Origin of the sequence: Streptomyces fuscigenes (genome assembly GCF_021556455.1) — a bacterium.
Classification (GTDB): domain Bacteria; phylum Actinomycetota; class Actinomycetes; order Streptomycetales; family Streptomycetaceae; genus Streptomyces; species Streptomyces fuscigenes.
In genome coordinates, this window is record NZ_JAKGCV010000196.1 from 1 (window position 1) to 10,078 (window position 10,078).

Consider the following 10,078-nt stretch of genomic DNA (forward strand, 5'->3'; position numbering starts at 1 on the left):
AGCGGGTGGCCCCCGCCGCCGGGGCCGGTGTCCGGGTGCGCGGGCGTGCCCGAGCCGGACCGCGGCTCGGGGACGGTACCCGCGAGCCCGCCCTGCCGGTGCGCCAGGGGGCCGGGCAGCGTGAACCACACGGCCTTGCCGCCCTCGGAGGGGTGGTGGCCGCACTCGGCGCTGAGCGTGCGGATCAGGAGCAGCCCCCTGCCGTCCTCCTGCCACGGGTCGGGCATGGTGGCCGGCCCCCGCCGGGCGAGCGCGCGGGGCGGCTCCGGGTCCGTGTCGTGCACCTCGACGTGGCAGCAGCCCGTCGGCAGCAGGCCCACCACCAGCCGGATCGGGTCGTCGCCGCGGGTGTGCTCGACGGCGTTCGCGACCAGTTCTGCGGTCAGCAGCTCCGCGGTGTCCGCGTCGGAGTCCTTCCCCAGGTCCGCCAGCGCCGCCCGGACGAGGGCGCGTGCCATCGGCACCGCGGCAGCCGTGTGCGGCAGCGCGATGCGCCAGGGGGAGAGGGAGTGGGAACTGTCGGGCAAGGGAGGGATCCGTTCGAGGACGGTGTGACATCGAAGACCGGCCTTTGTGGAGGCTAAAGGCGTCCTTCAGGAAGCGACAACCGGTCCGCCGTGGGACGTGTGCCACATTTCAGACACGGTCGCCTGAGCCCCAGGTCCATCGCGTGCCACACCAGACCCACGGCTTTCATATTATCGCGTTCTCGTGACGGGAGTCACAGGCCGGTGATACCGTTCGCTGGTATCCGCCGAAGGAGCCTCCATGAGCCCGTTCACCGGATCCACGCCCCGCACCGAGACCTGGCGCCACCTGCGCCTGACCCGGCAGGACGGGGTCCTGACGGTCACCCTCGCCCGCCCCGAGAAGCTCAACGCGCTGACCTTCGGCGCCTACGCGGACCTGCGCGACCTGCTCGCCGAGCTGTCCCGGGAGCGCTCCGTGCGCGCCCTCGTGCTGGCGGGCGAGGGCCGTGGCTTCTGCTCCGGCGGCGACGTCGACGAGATCATCGGCGCGACCCTCGGCCTCGACACCGCGGAGCTGCTGGACTTCAACCGGATGACCGGACAGGTCGTGCGGGCCCTGCGCGAGTGCCCGTTCCCGGTGATCGCCGCGGTGCACGGGATCGCCGCCGGCGCCGGGGCGGTCCTCGCGCTCGCCGCCGACTTCCGGATCGCCGACCCCTCCGCACGCTTCGCGTTCCTCTTCACCCGCGTCGGCCTCTCCGGCGGCGACATGGGCGCCGCGTACCTGCTGCCGCGCGTCGTCGGCCTCGGCCACGCCACCCGGCTGCTGATGCTGGGCGAGCCGGTGCGGGCCGCCGAGGCCGAACGCATCGGGCTGATCAGCGAACTCACCGACGAGGGCCACGCCGACGAGCGTGCCGCCGCGCTCGCCCGCCGCCTCGCGGAGGGGCCCGCCCTCGCGTACGCGCAGACCAAGGCGCTGCTCACCGCCGAACTCGACATGCCGCTCGCCGCCGCCGTCGAGATGGACGCCGCCACGCAGGCCCTGCTGATGACGAGCGCGGACTACGCGGAGTTCCACGCGGCCTTCACCGGCCGCCGGGACGCGCGCTGGCAGGGGCGCTGACACCGTGGTCCGGCGCATCGCGGTCATCGGCGGCGGGCCCGGCGGCCTGTACGCGGCGGCGCTGCTGGCCCGGCTCGACCCCGCGCGGGAGATCACCGTCTGGGAGCGCGGGGCCCCCGACGCCACCTTCGGGTTCGGCGTCGTGCTGTCCGACGAGACGCTCGGCGGGATCGAGCACGCCGACCCGGCCGTCTACGCGGCGCTGTGCGACGCCTTCGTCCGCTGGGACGACATCGGCATCACGCACCGGGGCCGGACCCTGACCTCCGGCGGCCACGGCTTCGCCGCCCTGGACCGGCGCAGACTGCTCGCCATCCTCCAGGAGCGCTGCACGGAACTCGGCGTCCGGCTCCGCCACCGCACCCCCGCGCCGCCCGCGGCCGTCCTGGCCGAGGACCACGACCTCGTCGTCGCGGCCGACGGTGCGGGCAGCCGCACCCGCGCGGAGCACGCGGACGTGTTCGGGCCGGTCGTCACACCGCACCGCAACCGCTACATCTGGCTGGCCGCGGACTTCGCGTTCGAGGCGTTCCGCTTCGACATCGCGGAGACCGAGCACGGGGTCATGCAGCTGCACGGCTATCCCTACGCCCGCCCGAGGGGCGGCGGGGGAGCCGCCGCGCCGGGCGGGGGCCCGTCTCCGGCGGCCGCGCCCGGGAGCGGACGGGAGCGGGCCGGCAGCGCGGCGAGCACCGTCATCGTCGAGATGCGCGAGGAGGTCTGGCGCGCCGCCGGCTTCGACTCTCTCGGCGAGGCGGAGTCGGCGAAGCGCTGCGCGGAGATCTTCGCGGAGGTGCTCGGGGGCCGCCCGCTGCGCTCCAACGCCTCGGCGTGGACCGCGTTTCGCACCGTCGTCAACCGCCGCTGGAGCCACGGCAGGATCGTCCTGCTCGGCGACGCCGCCCACACCGCGCACTTCTCGATCGGATCCGGCACGAAGCTCGCCGTCGAGGACGCCCTCGCGCTCGCGGCCTGCGTCCAGGAGCACCCCGGCCTGCCCGCCGCGCTCGCCGCCTACGAGGCCGAGCGCCGCCCCGTCGTCGCGTCGACGCAGCGGGCGGCGGCGGCCAGCCTGCGCTGGTTCGAGCAGCTCGCCACGTACACCGGGCAGGCGCCCCGCCGGTTCGCGTTCGGCCTGCTGACCCGCAGCCGCCGGGTCACGCACGACAACCTCCGGCTGCGGGACCCCGCCTTCGTGCGCGGGGTGGAGGAGGAGTTCGGCTGCCCGCCCGGCACGCCCCCGATGTTCACGCCCTTCCGCCTCGGCGGCACCGAACTGCGCAACCGCGTGGTCGTCTCGGCCACGGACCTCTACCGCGCCCGCGACGGCGTGCCCGGCGACTTCCACCTCGTGCACCTCGGCGGGCGCGCCCTCGGCGGCGCGGGCCTCGTGATGACCGAGATGGTGTGCGTCAGCCCCGAGGGGCGGATCACCCCCGGCTGCACGGGCCTGTACACCGATGAGCAGGCCGCGGCCTGGCGCCGGATCACCGACTTCGTGCACGCCGAGTCCCCGGGCACCGCGCTCGGCGTCCAGCTCGGCCACTCGGGGCGCAAGGGCTCCACCCGCCTCATGTGGGAGGGCATGGACGATCCCCTCCCGGAGGGGAACTGGCCGCTCGTCGCCCCGTCCCCGCTCCCGTACCGGCCCGGAATCAGCCAGGTCCCGGCCGAACTGGACGAGGACGGCCTCGCCGCGATCACCGGGCAGTTCGCCGACGCGGCGCGCCGCGCCGCGGACGCCGGCTTCGACGTCCTCGAACTGCACTGCGCGCACGGATACCTGCTCTCCGGCTTCCTCTCCCCGCTCACCAACCGGCGCACCGACCGCTACGGCGGGAACCTCGACGGGCGGCTGCGCCATCCGCTGGAGGTCTTCGACGCCGTACGTGCCGCCTGGCCGGCCGATCGCCCGCTGACCGTCCGCGTCTCGGCCACGGACTGGGCGCCGGGCGGAACGAGCGCGGAGGAGGCCGTCGCGATCGCGCGCGCCTTCACCGAGCACGGCGCAGCCGCGCTCGACGTCTCGACCGGCCAGGTCGTCGCCGACGAGCGGCCCGAGTTCGGGCGCTCGTACCAGACGCCCTACGCCGACCTGATCCGCAACACGCTGGACGTGCCGGTCGTCGCCGTCGGCGCCATCTCGTCCTGGGACGACGTCAATTCGCTGCTCCTGGCCGGGCGGGCGGACCTGTGCGCGCTCGCCAGGCCCCATCTCTACGACCCGCACTGGACGCTGCACGCGGCCGCCGAGCAGGGGTACGCGGGCCCCGGGGCGCCCTGGCCCGCGCCCTACCGGGCGGGCAGCCGCCGCCCGCCCGGCGGCCGGGAGAGCGAGCCGAAGCCGCGCCTCAGCCTGCTGCCCCGGCCGCCCGCCGGCGGTGCCCGGGCCGCCGCGCCCGCTCCCCGCGCACCTCGCGCACGTGACTGAGCGCCGGCTCCCGCAGCAGCTCGTGCAGGCGCAGGAACACCTCGGCCGACCGCGCCCCCGGCCAGTGGTCCGGCAGCAGGCCCGCCGGCAGGCCCGGGTCGGCGTAGGGCAGTTCACGCCAGGAGTCCAGCGCGAGCAGGTGGTCGCGGTAGGCCTCGGCGCCGGGGCGGTCCGTGCGCTCCCGCCACGAGCGCAGGACGGGTTCCCAGTCCCTCAGGAAGTCCTCGTGCAGCCCGGCGAGAGCGTCGAGGTCCCACCAGCGCGCCACCGCCTCGGCCGTCGCCGTGAACCCGACGTGCTCGCCGTGGAACAGCTCGACGTACGGGTCGAGGCCCAGCCGCCGCAGGGTGTGCAGGGCCTCGTCGCGGTAGCGGTCCGGCGCGATCCACACCCCGGGGGCCACCGAGCCGAACCCGAGGCGGCCGAGCCGCGAGCGCAGCAGGTGGCGCTTGTTGCGCTCGGCCTCCGGCACGGAGAACACCGCGAGGACCCATCCGTCGGAGGGCCGGGGGCCGGGGCGCTCCAGGATGCGCCGGTCCCCGTCGTCGAGGAGTTCGCGCGCCTCGCCGGACAGGGCGTACCCGGCGGCCCCGGCGGGGGTCGGCCGGGCCACCAGCAGTCCGCGCCGCTTGAGCCGGGAGACGGACGAGCGCACCGACGGCGCGTCCACGCCGAGCGTGTCCATCAGCCGGATCAGCTCCGCGACGGCGAGGGCCTCGTCCGCGGGCGAGCGCCCGTACGCGCCGTAGAGAGTGACGATCAGGGAGCGCGGGGTGTGCTGCGCGGAGCGGGGAGCGTGCTGCTGGGCCACCGGTTCACTCTAGTTCCCGCAGGCGGAAGCGCTGCAGCTTTCCGGTCGGGGTGCGCGGCAGCGCCTCCAGGAAGACCACCGCCCGGGGCGTCTTGTACGGCACGAGCCGCTCCCTGACGAACGCACGCAGCGCGTCCGCCGCGGCCTCGCCAGGCGCGGCGCCCGGGCGCAGGACGACGTACGCGGTGACGACCTGGCCGCGCCGCTCGTCGGCCCGGCCCACCACGGCGGCCTCGGCGACGTCCGGGTGGGCGAGCAGCACGTCCTCCACCTCGGGGCCCGGCACGTTGTAACCCGCCGAGATGATCATGTCGTCGGCGCGCGAGACGTACCGGAAGTAGCCGTCCGGGTCGCGCACGTAGGTGTCGCCGGTCAGGTTCCAGCCTCCCCGCACGTAGTCCCGCTGGCGCGGGTCGGAGAGGTAGCGGCAGCCGACCGGCCCGCGCACCGCGAGCAGTCCCGGCACGCCGTCGGGCAGGACGGCGCCGGCGCCGTCCACGATCCGCGCCTGCCAGCCGGGCACCGGCAGACCCGTGGCGCCGGGGCGCACCGCGTCGTCGGCGGCGGACAGGAAGATGTGCAGCAGCTCGGTCGCCCCGATGCCGTTGACGATCCTCAGCCCGGTCCGCTCGTGCCAGGCGTGCCAGGTCGCGGCGGGCAGGTTCTCGCCCGCCGACACGCAGCGCCGCAGCGAGCCGATGTCGTACGCGCCCGGACGGGCGGCCAGTTCGTCGAGCATCGCCCGGTACGCCGTGGGCGCCGTGAACAGCACCGACACCCGGTCCCGGGTGACGGCTTCGAGGAGCTGGCGCGGATGCGCCTCCTCCAGCAGCAGGGACGACGCGCCGGCGCGCAGCGGGAAGACGACCAGGCCGCCCAGGCCGAAGGTGAAGCCGAGCGGCGGGCTGCCCGCGAACACGTCGTCCGGCTCGGGGCGCAGCACGTGGCGCGAGAAGGTGTCGGCGATCGCGAGGACGTCCCGGTGGAAGTGCATGCAGCCCTTGGGCCTGCCGGTGGTGCCGGAGGTGAAGGCGATGAGCGCGACGTCGTCGGCCGCCGTGTCGACGGCCCGGTAGGGGCCCGGGGAGGCGGCGGCGAGCGCCAGCAGGTCCTCGGGCCCGCCCCCGCCGTAGGGGGTGATCCGCAGTCCGGGCACGCCGGCCGCGCGCAGCGCGTCCAGACTCCGGGCGTCGCACAGCGCGTGCGAGACGCGGGCCGCCCCGCACAGCGTGGCCAGTTCCCCGGCCCGGTGCTGCGGCAGCACCGTCACGGCCACCGCGCCCGCCTTCATGACGGCGAGCCAGCAGGCCGCGAGCAGAGGGCTGGTGGGGCCCCGCAGCAGCACCCGGTTGCCGGGGACCACACCGAGAGGGCCGGTCAGCGCGTGCGCGAACGCGTCGACCAGGGCCAGCAGCCGGCCGTACGACCAGACCTCGCCGGCGGCCGAGCGGAAGGCGGGGCGGTCCGGGCCGAACAGGGCCGCCGTGCGGTCCAGCAGCTCCGCACCGCAGTTGAGTCGTCCGGGCGGGGCGGCGGCGCGCGGATCGGCGGCCCCGTCGGCCTCCGGCGCGTCGAGCAGCAGCTCGGGCCACTGCTCGAAGGGCGGCAGCCCGTCACGGGTGAAGGTGTCGAGATGGGCCGAAGGCGTCAGACGCATGGTTCACCCCTCGTGGTCGTGGGGTAGCACCATGAGAGTATCGTTCGGTTGACGACAGTCAACAGTTCGCGATACATGCGCCGGAAGTGGGGCCCGCATGTCCGTATTCTCGCTCGATCCGGTACAGGCCGCCCGGTGCGAGGAGGTGCGCGCACTGGCCGCCGAGCGGCTCGGGCCCCTCGCGGAGCGGGGCGTACCGGGCCGGGTGAACCGCCCGCTCGTCGCCGAACTCGGCTCCCTCGGGCTGCTCGGCCAGGTCTTCGGCGCGAGCGCGCTCGACCTGTGCCTGCTGCGCGAGTCCCTGGCCCACGGCTGCACCGAGGCGGAGACGGCCCTCGCGCTCCAGGGCCTCGGCGCGGCGGCCGTCGCGCAGGCCGGCACCGCGCGCCAGCGGGAGGAGTGGCTGCCCGAGGTCGCCGCGGGCCGGGCGGTCGCGGCGTTCGCGCTCAGCGAGCCGGGCGCCGGATCCGACGCCGCGGCGCTCGCGCTCGCCGCGCGCCCCGATCCGGACGTACCCGACGGCTGGCGCCTGACCGGCGAGAAGCGGTGGATCTCCAACGCGCCCGAGGCGGACTTCGCCACGGTCTTCGCGCGCACGGGACCGGAGCGCGGTGCCCGCGGCATCACGGCCTTCCTCGTCCCCGCCGGGCGGCCCGGCCTGGGCGGCGAGCACCTGGAGATGCTCTCGCCGCATCCCATCGGCACCCTCGTCTTCGACGGGGTGCCCGTGACCCGCGCCGACGTCCTCGGCGAGGTGGGCGGCGGCTTCCGGGTCGCGATGAACGCGCTCAACCTGTTCCGGCCCAGCGTCGGTGCCTTCGCCGTCGGCATGGCGAGCGCGGCCCTGGACGCCACCCTCGACCACACGGCGCGCCGCAGCGCGTTCGGCGGGCCGCTGAAGGACCTCCAGGCCGTGGCGCACCAGGTCGCCGAGATGGCCACCCGCACCGAGGCGGCCCGTCTGATGGTCTACGCGGCGGCGTCCGCCTACGACGCGGGCTCGCCGCACGTTCCGCGCACCTCCGCCATGGCGAAGCTCTTCGCCACCGAGACCGCGCAGTACGTCGTGGACGCGGCGGTCCAACTGCACGGCGCCCGCGCGCTCCAGCGCGGTCACCTGCTCGAACACCTCTACCGTGAGGTGCGCGCGCCCCGCATCTACGAGGGCGCGAGCGAGGTCCAGCGCGCCGTCATCGCCAAGGAGCTGTACGCATGAGCCTGGAGCGGATCAACCCCGAGGGACTCTCGCCGGCCAAGGGGTTCTCGCACGCGGTGACGGCCAAGGGCGGCACGGTGGTCTTCCTCGCGGGGCAGACCGCGCTCGACGCCGCGGGCTCGGTCGTCGGCACGACCCTGACGGAGCAGTTCGAGACCGCGCTGACCAACCTCCTCGACGCGCTGGCGGCGGCCGGCGGCGCCCCCGCCGACCTCGCGCGCGTGTGCGTCTACGCCGTCGACGTGGGGGACTACCGCGCCAGGGCGGCCGAGCTGGGCCGGGTCTGGCGGCGGCTCGCGGGCCGCGACTACCCGGCCATGGCGGTGATCCAGGTGGTGAGGCTCTGGGACGAGGAGGCGCTCGTGGAGCTCGACGGCATCGCCGTCCTGCCCTGACCTGCCGCCTGCTCCGGGCCGCCCCGGCCGCCGACCGCCCGGCCGGGGGCGGGGGACTGGTGGCGTCAGCGCAGCAGGACCCCGAAGACCAGGTCGAAGAACGGCGTGAACGCCTTGGCCGAGCGGTCCGTGCGGGCCGAGATCAGCGTCCCCTCCCACGCGTTGAGCAGGAACCGGGCCGTGGTCGCCGGCTCGACGGCCTCCCCGACCAGCCCGGCCTCCCGGGCCTGCCCGATGGCCGTGGCGAGGGCGTCGCTCCAGCGCTCCAGGCTCACGCGCACGGCCTCCCGGAGGGTGTCGCTGTGGTCGGCGATGTCGGTGGCGAACGTGCCGATCAGGCAGCCGCGCGAGAATCCGAGGTCCAGGTGCTCGTCCCGGTGGAACTCGAAGTGCTGCCGCAGCCGTAGCAGCGGGTCGACCGACGGGTCCGTCAGGGCCTCCAGGCCCCGGCCCGCGCCGTAGCGCTCCAGGGCGACGACCGCGAGTGCCTCCTTGGACGGGAAGTGGTTGTAGAACGACCCCTTGGGCGCGCCGGCCGCGTCGGTGATGTCCTTCACGCCCGCGCCGTTGTACCCGTACGTGTGGAACTGCAGGACCGCCGCCTCGACCAGCTCCTCGCGCAGACCTCGCCTGGCCATCCCTGACCTCCCGGTCGATGCGGATACGGATGCTGCGGACGCGCGGCAAAACGACCCATCGTCTTGTCGCGATCCCAAGAATAGCCGAGAGGCCATGTGAGCCGGGCTACAGGAAGCGCGCTTGACGCGTTTTAAGACGACCGGTCATTATGAACCGGCGGAGCGACGGACGGTGCGCCCGCGCTGCGCCCCTGCGATCCCGCATGCGCGACTCACGAGCACGAGACGAGAGGGGCGTCCCATGGGCGACGTCTACCGGGCGGTCCAGGCGACCGGGGCACACGACTTCGAACTGGTGGAACGCGAACGGGTGGAGCCGGGCCACGGCCACGTCCGCATCCGGGTCGAGGCCTGCGGCGTGTGCCACAGCGACGCCCTCGGCGCCGAGGGGCTCCGCCCCGACCCGTCGACGCCCGTCGTGCCGGGCCACGAGGTCGTCGGTGTGATCGACGCGGTCGGGCCCGGCGTCGGAACCTTCGAGATCGGCGACCGGGTGGGCGTCGGCTTCCTTTACGGCCACTGCGGGGAGTGCGAACACTGCCGCCGCGGCGACTTCGTCAACTGCCTCGACCAGCTGAGGACCGGCAGCGACGTCGACGGCGGCTACGCCGAGTCCATGATCGCCAAGGCCTCCGGCCTGGTCCGCGTCCCCGACGGCATGGCCCCCCTCGACGCGGCGCCCCTGCTGTGCGCGGGCCTGACCACGTTCATGGGTCTCACCGACGTCCCGGCCGCCCCCGGCGGGCTGATCGCCGTGCAGGGCATCGGCGGCCTCGGCCACCTGGCGATCCAGTACGCGAGCAGGCTCGGCCACGAGGTCGTCGCGATCTCGCGGGGCGGCGGGAAGGAGGAACTGGTGCGCAGGCTCGGCGCGGACCACTACATCGACAGCGAAAGCGAGGACCCGGGCCGCGCCCTGGCCGCCCTCGGCGGCGCCGCGGGCATCCTCACCACGGCGACCAGCGGCGCCGCGATGTCCCCGCTCGTGCCGGGCCTCCGGGAGCACGGCCGTCTCGTCGTGCTCGGGGCGGCGCAGGACCCGCTGGCGGTCCAGCCGCTCGACCTGGTTTTCGGCGCGCGTTCCCTCCAGGGCCGCCTGACCGGCACACCTGCCCAGAACGAGGACAGCCTGCGCTTCAGCCGCCGCCACGGGATCCGCTCGGTCAACGAGGTCGTTCCGCTGTCCGAGGCGCCCGCCGCCTACGGGCGGATGATGTCGGGCAAGGCGCGTTTCCGCATCGTCCTGGACGCGGCCGCCTGACGCGGTGCCGCCCGGCGCGGCGGCGGAACCCGGCGGCCCGGCCAGGGTCCGGCCTCCGCCGCCGCGCCGCGGC

Annotated in this window: 8 protein-coding genes and 1 pseudogene; 5 read left to right on the plus strand and 4 right to left on the minus strand. The window is 75.2% G+C overall.

Annotated features, from left to right (window positions below; translation table 11 throughout):
* Positions 1–113: 113 nt before the first annotated feature.
* A pseudogene (locus L1885_RS16755) lies at positions 114–536 on the minus strand (ATP-binding protein); the annotation flags it as partial.
* A 232-nt stretch (positions 537–768) separates the two neighbouring features.
* On the opposite strand from L1885_RS16755, the gene L1885_RS16760 reads away from it, so the two are divergent.
* Positions 769–1,596, plus strand: coding sequence for an enoyl-CoA hydratase family protein (locus L1885_RS16760; RefSeq protein WP_235797925.1), 828 nt, complete (start codon positions 769–771; stop codon positions 1,594–1,596).
* Positions 1,597–1,600: 4 nt separating this feature from the next.
* Positions 1,601–4,027, plus strand: a complete 2,427-nt coding sequence (locus L1885_RS16765) for an oxidoreductase (RefSeq protein WP_235797926.1) — start codon at positions 1,601–1,603, stop codon at positions 4,025–4,027.
* Here the strand turns inward: L1885_RS16765 and L1885_RS16770 are convergent.
* Both L1885_RS16770 and L1885_RS16775 read right to left on the minus strand, forming a co-directional pair.
* Positions 3,948–4,838, minus strand: coding sequence for a PaaX family transcriptional regulator (locus L1885_RS16770; RefSeq protein ID WP_235797927.1), 891 nt, complete (start codon positions 4,836–4,838; stop codon positions 3,948–3,950). The two genes, L1885_RS16765 and L1885_RS16770, sit on opposite strands and share 80 nt — an antisense overlap.
* Before the next feature lie 4 nt (positions 4,839–4,842).
* Positions 4,843–6,495: an AMP-binding protein gene (locus L1885_RS16775; protein ID WP_235797929.1), complete on the minus strand. Its 1,653-nt coding sequence runs from the start codon at positions 6,493–6,495 to the stop codon at positions 4,843–4,845.
* Between the two features lie 97 nt (positions 6,496–6,592).
* Between L1885_RS16775 and L1885_RS16780 the strand changes: the two genes are divergently transcribed.
* Together L1885_RS16780 and L1885_RS16785 are read left to right on the plus strand one after the other, a co-directional pair.
* Positions 6,593–7,711 carry an acyl-CoA dehydrogenase family protein gene (locus L1885_RS16780; protein WP_235797930.1) on the plus strand — a complete coding sequence of 373 codons (1,119 nt, stop codon included), beginning with the start codon at positions 6,593–6,595 and terminating at the stop codon, positions 7,709–7,711.
* The gene (locus L1885_RS16785) at positions 7,708–8,106 is read left to right on the plus strand and encodes a RidA family protein (protein WP_235797931.1); all 399 of its coding nucleotides are present in this window, start codon (positions 7,708–7,710) and stop codon (positions 8,104–8,106) included. Before L1885_RS16780 ends, L1885_RS16785 begins: the two co-directional genes overlap by 4 nt.
* A 65-nt stretch (positions 8,107–8,171) precedes the next feature.
* Here the strand turns inward: L1885_RS16785 and L1885_RS16790 are convergent, their stop codons facing one another.
* Positions 8,172–8,744: a TetR/AcrR family transcriptional regulator gene (locus tag L1885_RS16790; RefSeq protein WP_235797932.1), complete on the minus strand. Its 573-nt coding sequence runs from the start codon at positions 8,742–8,744 to the stop codon at positions 8,172–8,174.
* A gap of 241 nt (positions 8,745–8,985) precedes the next feature.
* On the opposite strand from L1885_RS16790, the gene L1885_RS16795 reads away from it, so the two are divergent.
* Positions 8,986–10,005, plus strand: coding sequence for an alcohol dehydrogenase catalytic domain-containing protein (locus L1885_RS16795; RefSeq protein ID WP_235797933.1), 1,020 nt, complete (start codon positions 8,986–8,988; stop codon positions 10,003–10,005).
* Positions 10,006–10,078 lie beyond the last annotated feature (73 nt).